16 protein-coding genes are annotated in these 18184 nt (G+C 59.6%); 13 read left to right on the top strand and 3 right to left on the bottom strand.

The genetic code is table 11. From position 1 onward, the window contains the following. The first annotated feature begins 232 nt into the window (after positions 1–232). The 3 genes from BCS36_RS07540 to BCS36_RS07530 all read left to right on the top strand — a co-directional run bounded on the left by BCS36_RS07540 (position 233) and on the right by BCS36_RS07530 (position 2505). A complete protein-coding gene (locus tag BCS36_RS07540; protein ID WP_291302293.1) occupies positions 233–1078 on the top strand; it encodes a substrate-binding domain-containing protein in 846 nt (281 codons plus the stop codon). A 96-nt stretch (positions 1079–1174) separates the two neighbouring features. Then, on the top strand, positions 1175–1870 hold the full coding sequence (locus BCS36_RS07535; RefSeq protein WP_291302349.1) for an ABC transporter permease: 696 nt from the start codon (positions 1175–1177) through the stop codon (positions 1868–1870). Next, a complete protein-coding gene (locus BCS36_RS07530) occupies positions 1867–2505 on the top strand; it encodes an ATP-binding cassette domain-containing protein (protein WP_291302292.1) in 639 nt (212 codons plus the stop codon). Before BCS36_RS07535 ends, BCS36_RS07530 begins: the two co-directional genes overlap by 4 nt. 159 nt (positions 2506–2664) lie before the next feature. Here the strand turns inward: BCS36_RS07530 and BCS36_RS07525 are convergent, their stop codons facing one another. Next, on the bottom strand, positions 2665–3594 hold the full coding sequence (locus tag BCS36_RS07525; protein WP_291302291.1) for a helix-turn-helix transcriptional regulator: 930 nt from the start codon (positions 3592–3594) through the stop codon (positions 2665–2667). A gap of 123 nt (positions 3595–3717) precedes the next feature. Here BCS36_RS07525 and BCS36_RS07520 point away from each other — a divergent pair, with 123 nt between their 5' ends. The 6 genes from BCS36_RS07520 to BCS36_RS07495 all read left to right on the top strand — a co-directional run bounded on the left by BCS36_RS07520 (position 3718) and on the right by BCS36_RS07495 (position 9787). Then, positions 3718–5799 (top strand): TonB-dependent receptor, encoded by a 2082-nt coding sequence (locus BCS36_RS07520; RefSeq protein WP_291302290.1) that lies wholly within the window; start codon positions 3718–3720, stop codon positions 5797–5799. A 2-nt stretch (positions 5800–5801) separates the two neighbouring features. Further along, the gene (locus BCS36_RS07515) at positions 5802–6923 is read left to right on the top strand and encodes a trans-aconitate 2-methyltransferase (protein WP_291302289.1); all 1122 of its coding nucleotides are present in this window, start codon (positions 5802–5804) and stop codon (positions 6921–6923) included. Beyond that, positions 6920–8041 (top strand): hypothetical protein, encoded by a 1122-nt coding sequence (locus BCS36_RS07510; RefSeq protein WP_291302288.1) that lies wholly within the window; start codon positions 6920–6922, stop codon positions 8039–8041. Before BCS36_RS07515 ends, BCS36_RS07510 begins: the two co-directional genes overlap by 4 nt. Beyond that, the gene (locus BCS36_RS07505; RefSeq protein ID WP_291302287.1) at positions 8031–8807 is read left to right on the top strand and encodes an ABC transporter permease; all 777 of its coding nucleotides are present in this window, start codon (positions 8031–8033) and stop codon (positions 8805–8807) included. Before BCS36_RS07510 ends, BCS36_RS07505 begins: the two co-directional genes overlap by 11 nt. Then, positions 8804–9505, top strand: coding sequence for an ABC transporter ATP-binding protein (locus BCS36_RS07500; RefSeq protein ID WP_291302286.1), 702 nt, complete (start codon positions 8804–8806; stop codon positions 9503–9505). The genes BCS36_RS07505 and BCS36_RS07500 overlap by 4 nt, the downstream gene beginning before the upstream one ends. 147 nt (positions 9506–9652) lie before the next feature. Next, a complete protein-coding gene (locus BCS36_RS07495) occupies positions 9653–9787 on the top strand; it encodes a hypothetical protein (RefSeq protein WP_291302285.1) in 135 nt (44 codons plus the stop codon). Between the two features lie 12 nt (positions 9788–9799). On the opposite strand, the gene BCS36_RS07490 is transcribed toward BCS36_RS07495, so the two are convergent. Then, positions 9800–10966 carry an iron-containing alcohol dehydrogenase gene (locus tag BCS36_RS07490; RefSeq protein ID WP_291302284.1) on the bottom strand — a complete coding sequence of 389 codons (1167 nt, stop codon included), beginning with the start codon at positions 10964–10966 and terminating at the stop codon, positions 9800–9802. A 266-nt stretch (positions 10967–11232) separates the two neighbouring features. Between BCS36_RS07490 and BCS36_RS07485 the strand changes: the two genes are divergently transcribed. The 4 genes from BCS36_RS07485 (at position 11233) to BCS36_RS07470 (ending at position 16019) form a co-directional block, all read left to right on the top strand. Beyond that, positions 11233–12159: an AraC family transcriptional regulator gene (locus tag BCS36_RS07485; RefSeq protein ID WP_291302283.1), complete on the top strand. Its 927-nt coding sequence runs from the start codon at positions 11233–11235 to the stop codon at positions 12157–12159. A 260-nt stretch (positions 12160–12419) separates the two neighbouring features. After that, positions 12420–14162 carry an aldehyde ferredoxin oxidoreductase C-terminal domain-containing protein gene (locus BCS36_RS07480; protein WP_291302282.1) on the top strand — a complete coding sequence of 581 codons (1743 nt, stop codon included), beginning with the start codon at positions 12420–12422 and terminating at the stop codon, positions 14160–14162. Between the two features lie 474 nt (positions 14163–14636). Then, positions 14637–14876: a MoaD/ThiS family protein gene (locus tag BCS36_RS07475; RefSeq protein WP_291302281.1), complete on the top strand. Its 240-nt coding sequence runs from the start codon at positions 14637–14639 to the stop codon at positions 14874–14876. 12 nt (positions 14877–14888) lie between these two features. After that, positions 14889–16019, top strand: a complete 1131-nt coding sequence (locus BCS36_RS07470; RefSeq protein WP_291302280.1) for a ThiF family adenylyltransferase — start codon at positions 14889–14891, stop codon at positions 16017–16019. Between the two features lie 127 nt (positions 16020–16146). Here BCS36_RS07470 and BCS36_RS07465 read toward each other — a convergent pair whose 3' ends face one another. Next, entirely contained in the window at positions 16147–18165 is a 2019-nt protein-coding gene (locus BCS36_RS07465; RefSeq protein ID WP_291302279.1) for a molybdopterin biosynthesis protein, read from the bottom strand. Positions 18166–18184 lie beyond the last annotated feature (19 nt).

Genomic DNA, 18184 nt, shown 5'->3' with positions numbered 1-18184 from the left:
TGCGCACAAAGGGTTTAACTCGACCCTCCTGAAACATCCCACGGCCTTTATCGCAAAATTTCTGAAAACTTCCGGCCATGCTGACCGCTGCTGACACGCCCGTAGCTGCATAGCCGGGACTTTCCGCCCGACCCCGCCTTTTATATCACGGTTTTTGATGATACCGTGATAATCATATGTAATGGCATGACGCTGCCCTCGGGCAACGAAGTACCTTTAACAGGAGTTTCTCATGTTCCGTATTTCTGAAATGTTCCGTGCGCCCCGTTTCGCTCTGGCCGCCTGTCTGCTGGGCTCGCTGACCCTGGCCCCCGCCGCTCAGGCTGCGGATACGCTCATGATGGCCACCACCACCAGCACTCAGGACTCTGGCCTGCTGGAATATCTTGAGCCCATGTTCAAAAAAGAAACGGGCATCGAACTCAAATGGGTGGCCGTTGGAACGGGCAAGGCGCTTGAGATCGCCAAAAACTGCGATGCTGACGTGCTGCTGGTGCATGCCCCGGCGAGCGAGATGGAATTTGTCAAAGCCGGGCACGGCATTGACCGTCGTCAGGTCATGTACAATGACTTTGTCATTGTGGGGCCCGCCTCTGACCCTGCCAAGGTAAAAGGAAAAAGCACTGTTGAAGCGCTTGGCGGCATTTTTACAACCAAGGCGGGCTTTGTGAGCCGTGGCGACCAATCCGGCACCCACAAGGCTGAAGAAAAGCTCTGGAAGCAGGCCCAGATCACGCCCGACAAGGATTCCCAATATTTTTCCGCTGGTCAGGGCATGATCGCCACGCTGAACATGGCCGCTGAAAAGCAGGCCTATGCGCTGACCGACCGTGGAACGTGGATCACCTTTGCCGACAAGATGGGCGACAAGAATCCTCTGGTTATTATTGTTGAGGGGGACAAGGCGCTTTTTAACCAGTACAGCGTCATTTCGGTAAATCCCGCCCAGTGCCCCAAGGTCAAAAAAGATCTGGCCCAGAAGTTCGAAGACTGGTGGGTGGCCCCTGCCACACAGCAGAAAATTGCGGACTACAAGCTCAAGGGCAAACAGCTCTTCTTTCCCAACGCCAGTAAATAACTGACGTATCTCGCGGCGCGCGGATCGGGAAGCCTTTTTCCGCATCCGCGCCGCGAGTGTGCCTTGCCGTCATTTCAGGAATTTTCGGGCATTTGTATGGACTATCTGGTCAACGGTTTTTCCAGCGCGCTTTCTCTTCTTGCGCATATGGACGCGGCCACGCTGTCCGCCATCTACGCGACGCTGCTTTCCACATGCTATGCCATGGCGGCGGCCTTGCTCCTGGGTCTGCCCATGGGGTTTGCGCTCGGCTACTGCTCCTTTCCCGGCAAGCGGGCCCTGCGCCTTGTTTCAGACACGCTTCTGGCTTTTCCCACCGTGCTCATCGGCCTGCTGGTCTATGCCTTCATAACGGCGCGCGGGCCACTGGGGCAGTACGGACTGCTGTTCACACTGCCGGGCATGGCCGTGGGGCAGGCGGTGCTCGCCTTGCCCATTGTGGTGTCCTGGACGGCGCAGGCAGTGGAAAGCCTTGATCCGCGCTGCCGCGAAACCCTGCTGACGCTGGGGGCCAATGCCCGGCAGGTCACGGCGCTTTCGCTATGGGAGTGCCGGTATTCCATCGGCATGGTCTGCATAACCGCATTTGGGCGGGTTATCACCGAGGTGGGCGTCGCCATGATGCTTGGGGGCAACATCCGGTATTCCACCCGCACAATGACCACGGCCATTGCGCTTGAGACCAGCAAGGGCGATTTTGCCCAGGGCATAGCGCTTGGCCTTATTCTGTTGCTCATGGCCTTTGTCATCAATCTTGTGCTGGCTTTTTTTCGCCACAGGGAACGGGCATGAGTGAACTGCTGTATGAAGGGCGCGACCTTGTGCAGGTTTACGGAGGCCGCAAGGTTTTGGACATGCCCCTGCTTGAGGTGCGCAAGGGAGAAGCCGTGGCTCTGACCGGGCCCAACGGCTGCGGAAAATCCACCCTGCTGCGGCTGCTGGCTTTTCTTGAGCGCCCGGTTTCGGGCGAACTGCGCTACGCCGGGGCGGGCAATGGCAGACGGGAGGCAACCCTGCTGCTTCAGGACCCCTATTTGCTGCGCATGAGCATTTTCAGCAACGTGGTGCTGGGCCTGCGGCTGCGGCATGATTCGGCGTCACTGAAGCTTGTGTATGAGCAGTGCATGCGCGCGACAGGCTTTGACAGCCCCTGGGATTTCGCGGAGCGCGGCCCGGGCGAACTTTCGGGCGGCGAGCGCCAGCGGATCGCCCTTGCTTCGCGCCTGGCGCTATGCCCCAAGGTGCTTCTGCTTGACGAACCCACCGCCAATGTGGACGCATCCAGCGCCCGCGCCATGGTGCGCGCCATTGAGAACTGCCGCAGCCAAGGCGCGACCGTGGTCTGCGCCACGCACGATCCGGCCTTGATCCGCACGCTGGGGGCACGCGAGATTCGGCTGGGCAGACACTGGAGTGAAGTGAACTGATTTTTGCGCCAGAAGTGTTCTGGCATTGGCATTGTGAAAAGCCTGCAGCCTGTGAGCTGAGGGCAGTCACGAGATCGGCAGTGCAACTTCAACACGAAAACGGCAGCGCGGTTTCAATCATGAGAAAGTCAGCGCGGCTTCAGCATGAGGCGCGTCAATCTACGGCTGTCTCCCCCCCTGAAATTTTTTGGGAGTCACGCCGAATTTTTTTCTGAATTCCTCACTGAAGTGGCTGAGGCTCTGATAGCCGATATGCACGCCCACCTCCGTAACGCTCATTATGCCCGAAGCCAGCAGATCCCGCGCCATTTCCAGCCGGTAGTTCCTGAAGTATTCAAATACCGGCATGCCAAACACCTGCTTGAAGCCGTACTTCAGCTTTTTTTCGTTTATTCCGGCCATTCTGGCCAGCTGCGTCATGGATGGGGGATTTTCCATATCCTGAAGCAGGATCTCTCTGGCGTCCCTGACGCGGCTCACGTCCGAAGCCGCGAGTCTGGGCAAGGGCCGGGGGGCATCAAGGGCAAGATACTCTGAAAGCTGCATGCCTATGAGTTCAAGGGCGCGCGCCTCCAGATGCATTTTGCGCAGCGGCCCGGCATAGGCGGCTCCCAGTATGTCAGCCACGATGCGCATTTTTTGCGGGCACTGCCTGCCTGTCCACTGAAAGGCCACATCTTTGCCGTTTATGGCGCCCGCCAGACCCGTGGGCAGCTTTGCCCTTTCCTGTTCAAGATATCCTTCAAGAAATTCCGGCGCCACAAGGATGCTCAGCCGTTGCATGCCGCCCTTGCAGTCCAGCACTCCGCTGGTTTCCGGCAGGTAGGTGATGCGGTTGCTGCCGCCTGTATGCACGCAACGGGTATGCCTGAGCGCGCCGTCCGCATAGTGGCAGCAGTTTAATCCCGCAAGCATGAAGCCGAAAATCACCGGTGAGCGGTCAATGGCAAATTCCTTCCGAAAGCAGGCCGACGCGGGCACCTGGGCGAACTGCAGCGCCAGGCCAGGCTTGAGCGGCAGGGCAGAGCCGCCTGCCATCCGGTACACATTTGAAGCGGCAAAAGCCGCCGTATCCTGCTTATGATTCATAGCGCACGGTTAAACCCCTTCCCCGCAGGGGACAGTTTTTGACCCTTGAAGGATTAGCCCGACTGATGTGTGCAGTGTATTGAAAAGTACATTCAATTTCAACATCAGGCAGGACGATAAATCATGCGCTACTTTCCCCTGTATTTTTCGGCCCTTGTGTTGTGCCTGGGCGTAGCTGCGGTATCGGCGGCGTCAGCGATCGCGGCGGAAGCAACGCCCAAAACGCCCGACTACACGCTGGACGCAATCACTGTTACCGCCACGAAGAGGGAGCAGAAGGTCAAGGATATTGCCACAAGCATTTCCACCGCCACAGACATTGACCTTGAAAACAGCGCCGCCCAGACGCTGAAAGATGCGACCCGGCTTTTCCCCAACGTGCATATGAAGAGCACAAGTTCCGGCAATGAAATGGTCATCCGCGGGTTTTCCACCTGGGATACGGCCCTGCAATCTCCGGCCGGGCTGTACGTGGACGAGATACCCTATCCGCTTTCCTACATGCAGAACCTGTATCTTATGGATATGGAGCGCGCCGAGGTGCTGCGCGGCCCTCAGGGAACCCTTTTCGGGCAGAACAGCGAATCCGGGGTGGTCAATCTGGTGCGCCAAGTGCCCGACAACAACAAACGAGCGCATATTTTTACCGAAGGCGGCACATACAACACCTACAGGCTGGGAGCCTCGGCATCCGCGCCTATTCTTGAGGACAAGGTCTATTTTTCCGGCAGTTTTTTGCGCCATCAGAGCGATGGCTATGTGGAAAACCTGTACAAGGACAGCACCCGCGCCGCGCGCAATGACGCCACTTCCGGGCGCGGCATGTTGCGCTTCACGCCAACGGAGCGGGTAGACCTGCGCCTTTCTCTGGACGCCTCGCGCCAGGATGTGGGCGTGGGCACCATGCGCATGGATACGGGCCCCTACCGGTCTGACAGGTGGGAGGTACGCTCCAACGCCGCCGACTCGTCATCCGCAACCTTCACCTTGCCCGCGCTGGTGGCCAGCTATACGGGTGACGCGGCCAAGCTGACATCCATAACAAGCTATATGGCCTACAACTACGACATGAAGAGCGACATCGACCGTACCCCGCTGCCCACAGGGGTTTCAGACATGAAGATCGACCAGCGCAACTTTACGCAGGAACTGCGGCTGGCCTCGGTGCGCACGTCGCGGCTGTCCTGGGTGACGGGGGCCTTCGTGGGTGCTTCGCGCACAAAAACCGATATGGACCGGCTGATGCAGCAGGCCGTGGCGACTTCGTATCTGCATACGGACTATACCAGCGACACCCAGGCGCTCTTTGGTCAGGGCACGTGGTCCATTGTGGACGGGCTGCGGCTGACAGTGGGCCTGCGCGCGGAAAATACCCGCCTCAACGGCGAGCAGACCTACCGCAACTCGGCCGTGCGCCGCAGCTACGCAAAGGACGTGACCTTTACGGAGCTGCTGCCCATGGCGTCACTTTCGTGGGACGCCACAGCCAATGTTACGCCGTACATTTCCTGGTCGCAGGGTTATCTGCCCGGCGGATTCAACATCTTTTCCGCCAGCAACCGGGGCAATTTCTATTATGAGCCGGAATACAGCACCAACTATGAGGCCGGGTTCAAAACGCACTGGCTTAATGACAGGCTGCTGGCCAACGTGTCCGCCTTTTATTCCACCATTCGCGACAAACAGGTGCGCGAAGAAGACCCCACGGGCGGCGTGGGCACCTGGAAGTTCACCAACTCCGCGCAGGCGCACTCGTCGGGATTTGAGGCCGAGGTGAAGGCCTATCCTCTTGCCGGGCTGGAACTGCGCGGCGGCGTGGGATACGCCCGCTCGGTCATTGACGACTGGACCACCACCGTCAACGGCGTGAAAAAGGACTTCAGCGGCAAGCGCCTGCCCTGGGCCCCTGACCTGACCTACAATATTGGCGTTGGTTACACGCATGAAACCGGCCTGTTCGCGCAGGTGGACCTGTTTGGCGCGGGCAAGCAGTATTTTGACGCCGAAAACAAGCTCAGCGATGACGGCTATCAGACCGTCAACGCGCAGGTGGGCTACCACGGCGACAATTGGGACGTATCGCTGTGGGGCAAAAACGTTCTGGATGCCCGCTACGCCACCAAAAAACTGGTCAGCAATAGCCAGACTATTGTGGAAGACGGCGCGCCCATGACCTTTGGCGTCACTGTGGGATGGAGATTCTAGGCATGACCGCACAGCATAAGAATCTTGAAAATCTTGTGGACGCACTGCCTTTCGCTTCTTTGTCCGACTGGCTGGTTGCCCCGGTGCGCATGGCGCTGCTCAATCTGGCTCTGGAACTGGAATTGCCGGACATTCTGGAGGAAGTTCACAGTGTGTCCGGCATTGCGGCCTGCCTGAAAAAAAACTGCGGTCAGGCGGCGGACGCGTCACGCCTGGCAAGCCTTATGGACGGCATGGTCGCGGCCGGTCTGGCCTGCAAGAAGGACGGCGCATACAGCAACAGCGCCTTGGCAGGGGCGTATCTGCGCAAGGGCTCGCCCCTTTTTCTGGGAAGCCTTGTGGCCTCGCTGTCGGGCATGCAGCACCGCAATTTGCCCTGCCTGCGTGAAAGGCTTTTTGGCGAAGAGCCTCACCCGACTGCGAACGTGGTGAACACGGTGAACCCCGAAAGCAAACTAAACCCCGAAAGCAAACTGAACGACGAGCAGCACTGGAAGCGCTCGCTGGCTGGTCTTGCGGCCTATCAGAAAGCGGGCGCTGCGGACATTCTGGCCCGGCTGATTGCCGGGCTTCCCGGTGCGGAGGGATTTTTGTCCATGCTGGATCTGGGGTGCGGGCCGGGCATCACGGCCTTGCGCGCGGCCACGCTTTTGCCTGATCTGCATGTCACGCTGTGCGACTTTTCTCCGGTGCTGGATATGGCCAGGGCAGAAGCCGCAGCCTGCGGAATGTCCGACCGAGTTGAACTGCGCCCCGGTGATTTCAACACCGTGGCGCTGGGCCATGACCACGATCTCGTCTGGGCCTGCCAAAGCCTGTACTACGCCACGAACCTGCCAGAATTTCTGAAAAAAGTGTGCGCCGCGCTGCGCCCCGGCGGGCTGTTTGCCAGCGTGCATGAGGGCGTGCGTGAAGGCGTGGCCCCGGAGGTGCTCGTTCTTTCGCGTCTTTCACTGGCCATGGAGGGGCAGGACGTGTCCCTGAGGCACGGGCAGATGGCCGCCGCCGCCATCGGGGCCGGTCTGGAGCGCATTCTGGTGAGGCCCGTTCCCATGCTGTTTGGCGAAGCGGAACTGGAAGTGTTCAGAAAGCCGCTCAGAGCCGTCACGGGAGGTGAGGCATGAAGGCATGGGCCATGCTGGCGGTGTGCGTGCTTGTTATGGCAGGGTGGGGGGCTTCGGCCATGGCAAATCCGGCAAACCTGGCAGACCCGGCAGACCAGTCCCATTCAATATATCCGGCAGGCCAGCCAAATCCGGCAAATCCGCCAAGCCCACCAGACCGGGCAGGTCAGGATAATGGGGAGGAACCCACTGGATCGCGCCCAACCACGAACTTACGGCTGGCTGCGCCGCTGGTGCCGCAGGCGGTTCCTCTGCTGGCCGCCGGGGAGAGCGCGTTATTCCAAAAGGCCGGAATCGGGGCGTCTTTCAGCCTTTGGCGTTCGCCCGAGCAGTTGCGCGCCCTTGTGGCCAACGGGCAGGTCGATGCCGTGGTGGCGGCCTTGCCCACTGCGGCGGTTCTGGCGCAACGCGGCGTGCCCTGCGTGGTGCTGGCCGCCTATGCCGCGCCCCTGTGGCTGGTGGGGCCGCCGGATCTCGCACGCGAAGGCGAACCGCCTCTTGATACGCTCCGTCGGCTGCTGAACAGGGAAATCCTGCTGCCCTTCGGTCCCGGCAACATGCCGGAACTGGCCCTGCGGGTGCTGGCGGCGCAGAGCAGCCTTGACTGCCCCCTGCGTCACTGCGGCAGCGCCCTTGAGGCGGTCAATCTGCTGCGCCTGGGGCAGGGCGGCGCGGCGCTTTTGCCGGAGCCTTCCGCTTCTCTGGCCACTGCCGGGGGAGGTATGGTCCGGCTGCTGGACTTGCGTGATGCGTGGTCGACTGCCTTTCCCGAGCATACGGATATGCCCACGGCCTGCCTTATGGTCGTGGGAGCGACGGCGCGTGATCCGGCCCTGCGTGCGCTGCTGCGTCAGGGCTTTGTAGAAGGTATGCACGAAATGGAGAACAATCCGCAGGCCAGCCTCGTGACAGCGAAGCGGCACAGCCCGGAATTGGGCGTAGTGCTGGAACGCGCCGCAGCCGAAGAACGGCCTTTTATGTCTTCTTCGGTTCTTGTGGGTGAACGCGGCAAAAAGTCCGCGCTTTTCATGCTGCAACGCCTGCTGGAACTGACTCCGGCCTCCGTGGGCGGCAGCCTGCCCACAAAAGATTTTTGGGATATGGGCCGTGAAGAATAGTCTGCGGATACTGAAACTGCGGCGCAGTCTGTTGTGGCGGCTGCTTGGATGCGCGCTTTTTCTGGGCGCATGGCAATGGGCCGCTGCACGCGGTGGCGGGCTGGCGCTGGCCTCGCCTCTGGAAACCTGGTTCGCGCTGGTGGATCTTGCCGCACAGCCCTGGTTCTGGACGCAAGGCATGCTGCCCACCCTTGGGCGGGTGCTGGCCGGGTTCGGGTTGGGAATTTTGGCTGGAGGGCTGCTGGGGTGGATTGCCGGAATCTATCCAGAGGCGGCCCTGCTGCTGTTGCCTTTTCGCTGGGTGCTTTCAAGCGTGCCGGGTGTTGTGCTGGTTATCCTGGCCATGCTCTGGTGCGGGGTGGGGTCGGGCATGATCATCCTGATTGTGGCGCTTACCAGCGCCCCCACCATCTATATGGCGCTTCAGGAAGGGCTGGGCGCGGTTGATCCGGCGCTGTGCGAAATGGTGCGGGCCTACAGGGTTCCTTTACGCAAACGGTTTACGGAACTCTACCTGCCCGCAGTGGCCGCGCCGCTGGTGTCAGCCTGCGTGGTGGCTCTGGGCGGCGGCATGCGCGTGGCGATTCTGGGGGAAACCCTCGGGGCTTCGCAGGGACTCGGCTATACGCTGGCTCTGGCGCGGGCAGACCTTAACACGCCAGGACTGTACGCCGTGGCACTGGTCAGCATGCTGCTGGTCAGAGCCATTGAGGCCACGTTTTTGCGCTGCCTGCGCAATAAACTGTGCGGGGGAGGAAGGGCATGACCCGACAGACTCCAAGGACTCCAATGACCCTACAGACGCCACTGGCCCCACAGACTCCACTGGCCCCTCTGGTAAGGCTTTGTGACGTTGGGCATTGTTTCGGCGCGCATACGGTGCTGCGCAAGGTCAATTTTACGCTTGAGGCGGGCGGGTGCGTGGTGCTTACAGGCCCCAGCGGCGCGGGAAAATCCACATTGACGCGCATCATGACGGGCCTGTTGCGCCCGCAGGAAGGGATAGCGCACCTCACTGTCCGGCGTGTGGGCTTTGTTTTTCAAGAGCCCCGTCTTCTGCCCTGGCGCACGGCCCTGCAAAACGTCTTGCTGCCCTGTGACGCGCATCAAGCGGAAGCGCGGCGTTACGCCCTCGAAATGCTGGAAGCCATGGGCCTCTCCGGGGCGGCGTCCCTGTTGCCGGGCGAGTTGTCCGGCGGCATGCGGCAACGGGTTTCTCTGGCCCGCGCCCTGGCGGTGCGTCCGGATCTTCTCATTCTGGACGAGCCGTTCACGGGGTTGGACGGCCCCTTGCGTGAAGACATGAAGGCGCTGATTGAAAGCCTGGTGGGCGCAGGGCAGGCCGGGGCCGCCATGGCTGTGGTTCAGGTTGCGCACCATCATCAGGACATCCTGCGCCATGCCAATGCGCAGTTCCGGCTTGAGAGCGGCACGCTGACAGCAGTGCCATCCATGCTGGTATAATCTGCCCCTCATATGGATTCCTCATAGCGTAAAGTAACTACGCCACTAAACACATACGAAGTGTTCAGTGGCGTAGTTATTTATTGGGGTATGCTCAGACCCGCGCGGGAATGCGTCTTTGCGGCCACCATTTTTTCAAATGCTTCCATGGCGCGTTCCAGCGAAAAAACCTCAATCATCCCCAAGCCCGCCAATGCCGGAAATCGTCACAAGACCATCTGGATGCGCCTTGCTGTTCCGCAAGATGTTGAACGTCGTTCCCCGGTTACAAACAGGAGATAAGGGATGGGACGATTAAAACGTCACGTCCTTACCATAATATACCGCCTCAAACAGCCCAGTCATTTCTTCTTCCGAGACAGGACGAGGATTTGTTCCCGTGCACGGATCTCCGACTGCCTCCTTGGCTATCTCTTTGATCTGGCTCATAAAGAACTTTTCGTCCGTGCCATGCTCCTTGAGAGAGGATGGCATATTCAGGTCGGAGCGCAGTTTTTTGATGCAATCCACCAGGGCCGTCACCAATGCAGCATCGGTTTTTCCCTCCAAACCAAGGTAGCGGGCGATCTCGGCGTATTTTTCAGGAGCCGTTCTGGCGTTATACTGCGTGGCGTATGTGAGGTAGATGGCGTTTGCCCTTCCATGAGCAATGTCAAGCACTCTTCCTGTCTTATGGGCCATGGAATGTACGACGCCAAGAATGGCGTTGGAGAATGCCATTCCCGCCATGCACTGAGCGAGGTGGACGCTGTTGCGGGCAGTTACATCACCTCCATAAGAAGCTGGCAAATCGCGGACAATCATCTGGATCGCTTTGATGGCCAGGCCGTCAGTAATGGGATTTGCCATAGTGGATGTGTACGCCTCAATGGCATGGGTCAGAGCATCCATGCCGGTATCCGCAATCAGGGTGCGGTGCATATCGGCCACTAGGCACGTGTCGAGGATGGCAATATCAGGGGTGATATTGTAATCCGCAATAGGGTATTTCATGCCGGTTTCATAGTCGGTGATAACGGAAAATGACGTGACCTCCGTACCGGTGCCGCTGGTGGTAGGGATGGCGATGAACCGCGCCTTGCGGCGAAGTTCGGGAAGGTTGAACGGCTTTGCCGCCTCCTCAAAAGTGAAGTCGGGATGTTCATAGAAAATCCACATGGCTTTGGCGGCGTCAATGGGCGAGCCGCCGCCGATGCCGATAATCCAGTCAGGATTATAGCTGTTCATGGCGGCAACCCCTTTCATCACGGTCGTAATTGAAGGGTCCGCCTCGATTCCAGAAAAAACGTCAGATTCAATACCGGCCTTTTTCAAAAGAGACTGAATCTTGGCGGTCGTCCCGTCTTTTTTCAATCTCTCTGAACCGACCACCAGCATTGCCTTTGACCCGCTGACCGAAGCCAGTCTGTCAAGCGCGTTTTCACCGAAATAAACTTCACGTGGAATAGTGAACCGTACCATGTTTTTCTCCTTGAATTGTGTTTGGCATTGCCGAAAAATGCAAATTTTTATTTATTGGCGCAGTAGCTATGATCTGAAGTGGTTTCCCCTGGCGAGGGGGCTCCGGGTGATCTGTCTCAACATTGCCAGACTTATTTGCATGCATTTTCGTTGCGGCCTGCGGTGGACATTATGGATTTACGGGCTTATGGTGAATACACGATCTTCCGTGATACTTGCCTGATAATCCAAAAATTAATTTTTATGAAATACGAAGAAGGTTGCACATGAAGAATGCGGCGCTCAAGGAACTGGCGGACATTGTCGCGCGCCATGCCCCTGGGGAAGAGTTCAATCAGACCAGGATAGGGGGGTTGGCTTGCATCCGGATTGACAACCCTGACGAGCATCTTCCCGAAATATACAATCCTTGCATCTGTCTGGTGATTCAGGGAGCCAAGGCGATAACCTACGGGCAGGACATTTACGAATGCAATGTGGGCGACTACATGACCATCCCCGTGACCATGCCCATCATGGGCATGATCACCAAGGCATCTCCCGAAAAACCATACTTATGCCTGCAAATGGAAATTGATCTTGCTATGGCCGGGGAGATTTTTCTGGCTGGGAACATACTGCCATGCAGCTCCAAGCTGGCCGCACGTTCACTGTTCGTGGCTGGCATGGATGATGACCTGGGAGAGCCGCTGCTGCGGTTGGCCCGACTTCTTGATGCTCCCGGGGATGCCGGGTTTCTGGCTCCCATGTACATCAGGGAGGTATGCTACCGTCTTTTGAAATCCGTGCACGGGCGTCATATTGCACACCTGGCTATGCACGAAGGAAATTTGCAGAAAGTGGGCAGAGTGATTGCGCACATCAATCAGAAATTCAGAGAGTCACTACGAATAGACGAGTTGGCGGGAATTGCGGAGATGAGTGTTTCCAGCCTTCACCAGCGGTTTAAAGAGATAACCACGCTGACGCCCATGCAGTTCCAAAAGCAGCTTCGCTTGATCGAAGCCAGGCGCTTCATAACGGCGGAACAGAAGGGCGCTGCTGAGGCCGCGTATCATGTAGGGTATGAAAGTCCTTCGCAATTCAGTCGTGAGTACTCTAGGATGTTTGGCAATCCCCCCGGCCAGGATGCAGAAAAATACCCCAAAACCATGCACAAATTTACCCAAGGGAGGAGCGATAGGGCTGATTGATTGCGTCCGTTCCGGCCATTCTCCCCCACAAAGTTCTTCAAAATGAATTCGCGCCAGCCCTCGCACACGGCGCACGCGACGCGCGTTTGCCGTATTGTCCTTCTTTTGTCCGCTTTCGTGCCGCTTGGGCATGAAAGCGTGTCGTTTTTTTAGGGGAGTTGCCGTTTTTTCTGATCCTGCCGTAGAAAGCCATAAAGACATGCTGTGTAAAAAGATACTGCGTAAACATATACTGCGCGGCAGCGCTGTAAGGAGGCCTCATGTTTCGTTTTTTGCGCGTTAATATGGCGACAAAAACCTGTGTGTTTGAAGAAATCCCTCAGGAATATGCTGGCCTTGGCGGTCGCGCCCTGACTTCGGCCATTGTGGCGCGCGAAGTTCCGCCCACCTGTACGCCCATCGGCCCCCACAACAAGCTGGTTTTCGCGCCTGGCCTGCTGGGCGCCACCAACAGCCCCAACGCCAACCGCATTTCCGTTGGCTGTAAAAGCCCCCTTACCGAAGGCATCAAGGAGTCCAACGCGGGCGGCCAGCCCGGCGGACATCTGGCCCGGCTGGGCATCCTTGCCGTTATTGTTGAAGACATGGCCGAAGAAGGCCAGTGGTGGCAGCTTGAAGTGAGCAAGGACCACGCAAAGCTTGTGCCTTCTGAAACGGCGGGGCTGAACAACTTTGATACCGTGGCCAAGCTTATTGAAAAGTACGGCAGTGATTGCAGCTATGTCACCATTGGCCGTGCGGGCGAGTTCAAGCTTACCGCCGCCTCCATCGCCTTTACCGACCGCGAGTTGCGTCCCATGCGTCATGCGGGGCGCGGCGGCGTGGGCGCCGTTATGGGCTCTAAAGGACTCAAGGCCATCATCGTGAATCCCGAGGGCGGTAAAAATCAGCCCCTTGTGAACGAAGCGGCCTTTCGTGAAGCTTCCAAGCGTTTTGCCAAGGCTCTGGCCGAGCATCCCATCACGAGCAAGGGCCTTGCAGAGTATGGCACCGCTGTGCTTGTCAACATTCTGCATGAAGCGGGCGGCCTGCCCACAGCGAACTTTACCGTGGGGCGGTTTGACAAACATGAGGCCGTGTCCGGCGAACTGCTGAACCAGATTACCAAGGAACGCGGCGGCACGGTGGCGCATGGCTGCATGAGCGGCTGCATGATCCGTTGCAGCGGCATTTTGCCCGACAAGAAAGGCAAGTTCCAGAGCAAATGGCCCGAATATGAAACCCTGTGGGCCTTTGGCCCCCATTCGGGCATTGGCGATCTGGACGCTATCTCGCAGTATGACTATCTGTGCGACGACATTGGCGTGGACACCATCGACGTGGGTGTCGCCATGGGCGTTGCCATGGCCGGTGGGGCCATTCCTTACGGCGACGCCAAGGCCGTGCTGGCCGCCATGCATGCCATCAGCGAGGGCACGCCCCTTGGGCGCATCATCGGTTGCGGCACGGCGACCACTGGCCGGGTTTTCGGCGTGCGCCGGGTGCCCACGGTCAAGGGGCAGAGCCTGCCAGCCTATGACCCGCGCGCCGTCAAGGGCCAGGGCGTTACCTACGCCACGTCGCCCATGGGCGCTGACCACACGGCCGGATATGCCGTTACCGCCAACATCCTGAGCAGCGGCGGCACGGTTGATCCGTTGAAAAAGGAAGGGCAGATCGAGCTTTCGCGCAATCTTCAGGTGGCCACCGCCTCGGTGGATTCCGTGGGGCTGTGCCTGTTCACTGCTTTTGCCATTCTTGACGTGCCGGACGCTTTGCCCGCCATTGTGGACATGCTCAACGCCAAGTTCGGCTGGCAGCTTACGGGCGATGACGTGGTGACTCTGGGCCAGCGCATCCTGTCTACGGAAATCGACTTCAACCGCCGCGCGGGCATCACCCAGGCCGCGGACGTCCTGCCCGATTTCTTTACGGATGAAAAGCTTCCCCCGCACAACACCACCTTTGACATCACCCACGACGAACTCAAGACCGTGTTCAACTGGATAGAGGAAAAGGGCTAGAGCATTTTAACTTTGAAAAAGTGTAAATGTTCTAACGCTGCACGAAAGTGCAGCGCGCTACAAAGTGACGTGGATTCAGCCGAAAATCGCATTTTTCGGCTGAATGAAAACTTTGAAATGTAAAACATTTCAAAGTTAATCTGCTCTAGATCGCATTACGAAAAATGTCCGCCCCGGTCGGGCAAGACCGGGGCGGTGGAAAATTTTGTCTTGCTGTTTGCGGCAGAGGTGCCTGTGACTGCCAGGGGCAGGAGCAGGCGGGGCAGTGGGGTTTTTACTGAAGCTTCTGGTAGCCAGACAGCGCCAGTCAAGGCTTTGGCGAAGACGTGCCTCTTTTGGTCTGGCGGAAAAACTGGCGGGATCGGCAATGGCCAGCACTGCGCAAGGGCTGGCATGACCTCTGCCTGCGGCTTGACGGCGACCCGGCGGCGTGGGCATATATGATCTGGCCGTGTTGCGGCCAAGGAGTTTGTCATGCACCTGACCGTGAAGCTGAGTACCACGCTGCGCGACCACGTGCCCGGCTATAATCCGGAAGCGGGCCTGCACCTTGCCATGCCGGAAGGCAGCAGCGCGGAACAGTTGGCCCGGCATCTGAATCTGCCGCTGCAAGACATCAAAATTGTTATGGTCAACGGACGCCAGCGTAAGGTGGACGATCTCCTGCGCGACGGAGATCGCATTGCCTTCTTCCCGGCTGTCGGTGGAGGCTAGCGTCCGTTGGCCATGACAAAACCAGAAGCGCGCGCCTTTTTTACTCCCTACCTGCGCGCCGAATACCCCCCACATTCTGACAGCGCCACGGCCTCCTGCGAGCAGGGAGATCCTGAAAGCACGCTTTTTGTGAGCCTTGCGGGCCTGCGGGCCTGGGCGAAAAAACATGGCCTGCACGAGCGTGAGGCCATGGCGCGTCTGCTGTCCTTCAACATATGGCCCGAGCGGTTTCGCCGTAACTATGGGCTGTTCTCCACAGAGGATATGGCCCGCCTGTTGCGCAGCCGTATTCTTGTTCTTGGCTGCGGCGGGCTTGGGGGCCACGCGGCGGAGCTGCTGGCGCGTATGGGCGCGGGTTTTCTGCGCCTCGTGGACAATGATGTTTTTGACGAGAGTAATCTTAACCGCCAGCGTTTTTGTACCGAAAGCGCCCTGGGCCATCCCAAGGCCCTCGTGGTGCGGCAGGCCCTTGCAGACGTGGCTTCGCACCTTGACGTCGAGGCAGTGCAGCTTGAGGCGGACGAACACAATCTGCCCGATCTTGTGCGGGGGGTGGACGTGGCCCTGGACTGCCTCGACAACATCGCGGACAAGACAGCGCTGGAAGGGGCCTGTCTTGCGGCGGGGGTGCCCTTTGTGCATGGCTCCATCTTGCGGGACGAGGGCTTTGCCTACGTAAATGGGGGGGCCATGCCCCGTCTGACGGAGCTGTATCCGCAGGGGCAAAGTGCTGAAGAACTTGCCCAAACCCGCCGTGAAGGCGTGGGAACGCTGGCTCCGGCGGCTGTGGCCTGCCTTATGGTCAGACTGTGCCTGCGCGTTGTGCTTGCCCCGTCTTCTGGGGCAGGCGCTGAAACCGTCAGAGCCGGGGCAGAAGAGGTCGTCGGGGCGGAAGCGGGCGGCGCGCCATGCCCGTGCGCCGGGCCGCAGGCGCAGGAATGCGCCACTGCCTCGCAGGGAAGTGCCGCCGTCGGAGAGCCGCCAGCTGGACAGTTGCCAGCCGGAAACCCGGCACCCGAGCCGCTGCCAGTCGGTAATATGCCAGCCGGGCACTTTCCAGCCGGGCATGGTCCAGGGGTGCTGTCGCCCCTCTACCATCTGGATATGTCCGTACCGGAACTGGAACGCTTTTTCTGGGAGTAACCCTCCAGCACGGACGGGCGGTATCCTGTCGGGCCACATTGGCGTGGTCGTCATGGCCTGACAGCCCCCTACGCCGCAGGGCAATTCTTCTTCTTCTTCTTCTTCTTCTTTCCGCAGGGTGCCGGGCCTATCTGCCTGGGTGCTCCCAGATGATCTGCCCCGTCTTTTCCGTGCCGTAGCCCCCGAGGGCCGTTACCGTCTGCTTGAAGTCAGCGCTGCGTATGACGTCCAGCAGGGCCTGCATGGCCGGGGTTTCATAAAAGCGGCGGGGGATGACGAGGTCGTATTCTTCCACACCCACGGGCACAAAGGGCAGGCCCAGCGCGTTGGCGGCGGAGCGCACGGCAAGACCCGCGTCCGCGCGGCCTGAAAGCACGGCTGCGGCCACATTCATGTGGGTGTATTCCTCATCCCGGTAGCCTGTGATGCGCGTGGGCGCAATGCCAAGACACGCAAGCCTGTAGTCCAGCAGCACGCGGGTGCCGCTGCCTCGCTGCCGGTTCACGAAACGCAGCCCTTCCCGCGCCAGATCCTCAATGCCGCTGATGCCAAGGGGATTGCCGGGCGCTGTCAAAATGCCCTGTTCCCTGTCCACAAGACGCAGCAGAACAACAGGTTCTTCAAGATTTTCTTCAATGGCCTTGCGGTTGTATACGCCACTGGCGGCATCCAGCAGGTGACTGCCAGCCAGATGGCACTGGCCGCGCCCAAGGGCCATGAGTCCGCCCAGAGAGCCCACGTGGGCAGAGGTGAGGCGATAGCGGGGGTGGGTTTTGCGCAGCAGGCTGTCCAGCAGGTCCAGCGTGTTGTCGTGACTGCCGATGGCCAGCAGCGCGTTATCAAGCGCGGCCTGCGGACGCAGCAAGTCCACGGTCACGGGTTCCCCGGCGTCGCAGCCCTCGCTGTCGCGGGGGATGCGGATGATGCCGTCGGCCCGGCTCAGGCTGGTGATGGTTCCCGCGCCGCGCGGCAGGGGCACGGCGACGATGGTTCCATCCACCCGGCCCAGCTTCACGCGCAGGCGTTCTTCCATACCGGGGCGTGAGGGCAAGGGGTTGCAGGGAATGGCCGTGGCCTTTTCGCGCTCCGTTGCAACACGCTTCTGCCACAGGGCCAGCAGGGGCAGCACAAATTCTTCCATGGCGATACCGGCCGAAACTGGATAGCCGGGCACGCCGATAACGGGTTTGCCGCGCACTACGGCCAGAACCGTGGGTTTGCCGGGCATAACCGAAACGCCGTGCACCAGCACCTCGCCCAATGACTCCAGCACATGGGCCGTGTAGTCATGGCTGCCAGCCGAAGACCCGGCATTAAGAATGACAAGGTCGGCTCCCGCTTCCGTCCCTGCGTCCGCTCCCGACCACGCTCCAGACTCCGTCCCCGTACCTGCTTCTGCCCCCGCCCCATCAAGGGCGGCCATGACGGCGGCGGCAATGGCCTCCGGCTCGTCGGGAACCACGGGCAGGGTGACGGGATCGCCCCCGGCCTCAGTAATCATGGCCGAAAAAATCAGCGAATTGAATTCCGGCAGCACCCGTCCGGCGCGCAGATCTTCCTCCCTGGCCTGATTCAGGGGCACAATTTCCGATCCACTGGGAACGATGGCGACACGCGGGCGGGCAAACACCGGCACTTCAAGCACCCCGCCCGCAGCCAGAGCGCCCAGGTCATACGGGCCAATGCACACGCCGGGCGGCAGGATGATCTCCGTGGCCACCATGTCCTCACCCATCTTGCGCACATGCTGCCAGGGAAAGGCGGCTTTTTCTATGACGGCCCACTGAGCGTCTTCAGCCGTTTCAGTATTAACGTTTTCCACCATGATGACAGCGTTGCAGCCATCGGGCAGGGGGTGGCCGGTATTGATCCAGTGGGCGGCCTTGCCGAGTTCAAGGCGCAGGGGATTGCGTGGGGAAGCGGCAAAGGTGTCTTCGGCATTGACGGCAATGCCGTCCATGGCCGCTCCGTGAAATGCCGGGGAAGACCGCAGGGCCGCCACAGGGCGACTGAGCACGCGACGAAGGGCCTCAGTCAGAGGAACGGTTTCTTCCGCCAGGCTGTGCATGTGGGCGTTGAGCTTTGCAAACCAGAGGCTTCTGGCTTCATCGGGCGGCAGCAGGGTCAGGTAGGTATTGCGTTTCAAGGGCGTTCTCCGTGCTGGT

The sequence above is a fragment of the Desulfovibrio sp. MES5 genome (assembly GCF_002237645.1).
In the GTDB taxonomy this organism is placed as follows: domain Bacteria; phylum Desulfobacterota; class Desulfovibrionia; order Desulfovibrionales; family Desulfovibrionaceae; genus Desulfovibrio.
This window is presented reverse-complemented; position numbering and strand designations above follow the sequence as displayed.

Coding starts and splice junctions, on each gene's coding strand:
- BCS36_RS07500 (WP_291302286.1), top strand. CDS start 8,804: ATGACCCGACAGACTCCAAGGACTCCAATGACCCTACAGACGCCACTG.
- BCS36_RS07470 (WP_291302280.1), top strand. CDS start 14,889: ATGACAAAACCAGAAGCGCGCGCCTTTTTTACTCCCTACCTGCGCGCC.
- BCS36_RS07490 (WP_291302284.1), bottom strand. CDS start 10,966: ATGGTACGGTTCACTATTCCACGTGAAGTTTATTTCGGTGAAAACGCG.
- BCS36_RS07475 (WP_291302281.1), top strand. CDS start 14,637: ATGCACCTGACCGTGAAGCTGAGTACCACGCTGCGCGACCACGTGCCC.
- BCS36_RS07530 (WP_291302292.1), top strand. CDS start 1,867: ATGAGTGAACTGCTGTATGAAGGGCGCGACCTTGTGCAGGTTTACGGA.
- BCS36_RS07495 (WP_291302285.1), top strand. CDS start 9,653: ATGGCGCGTTCCAGCGAAAAAACCTCAATCATCCCCAAGCCCGCCAAT.
- BCS36_RS07515 (WP_291302289.1), top strand. CDS start 5,802: ATGACCGCACAGCATAAGAATCTTGAAAATCTTGTGGACGCACTGCCT.
- BCS36_RS07520 (WP_291302290.1), top strand. CDS start 3,718: ATGCGCTACTTTCCCCTGTATTTTTCGGCCCTTGTGTTGTGCCTGGGC.
- BCS36_RS07485 (WP_291302283.1), top strand. CDS start 11,233: ATGAAGAATGCGGCGCTCAAGGAACTGGCGGACATTGTCGCGCGCCAT.
- BCS36_RS07510 (WP_291302288.1), top strand. CDS start 6,920: ATGAAGGCATGGGCCATGCTGGCGGTGTGCGTGCTTGTTATGGCAGGG.
- BCS36_RS07540 (WP_291302293.1), top strand. CDS start 233: ATGTTCCGTATTTCTGAAATGTTCCGTGCGCCCCGTTTCGCTCTGGCC.
- BCS36_RS07535 (WP_291302349.1), top strand. CDS start 1,175: ATGGACTATCTGGTCAACGGTTTTTCCAGCGCGCTTTCTCTTCTTGCG.
- BCS36_RS07525 (WP_291302291.1), bottom strand. CDS start 3,594: ATGAATCATAAGCAGGATACGGCGGCTTTTGCCGCTTCAAATGTGTAC.
- BCS36_RS07480 (WP_291302282.1), top strand. CDS start 12,420: ATGTTTCGTTTTTTGCGCGTTAATATGGCGACAAAAACCTGTGTGTTT.